Raw genomic sequence first — 307 nt, 5'->3', positions numbered from 1 at the left:
TACCAGGAGAAGGTGATGGGCTGGTCCGCGTGGTCCATGGACACCGGCCTCTCCTACGCAACCTCCGGGCGGCAGGACTGGCCCGGCGAGTCCGGGTTCTCCTCCGCCGGTTTCCGGCCCGCCTGGTGGATCAACCCGGGGCAGCGCGACCGGGTCAAGCCGCCGCTGGACGCGTTCTGCAACGCCACCAACAACTGCGACGCCGCCAACCCGCCGGACTGTCCCGACGCCGCCTGCTACGAGAAGTACTGGTGGCGCGGCTCGAACGTGACGTGGAAGCCGAACTGCGACGCCGACTGCGGCAACG

At 69.7% G+C, this 307-nt stretch carries 1 protein-coding gene; it reads left to right on the top strand.

The features are described from left to right. Positions 1 to 15: 15 nt before the first annotated feature. On the top strand, positions 16 to 307 hold a 292-nt coding region (locus tag IF47_RS28490), incomplete at its 3' end, for a hypothetical protein (protein ID WP_245641258.1).

The sequence above is a fragment of the Streptomyces megasporus genome (assembly GCF_000718985.1).
In the GTDB taxonomy this organism is placed as follows: domain Bacteria; phylum Actinomycetota; class Actinomycetes; order Streptomycetales; family Streptomycetaceae; genus Streptomyces; species Streptomyces megasporus.
This window is presented reverse-complemented; position numbering and strand designations above follow the sequence as displayed.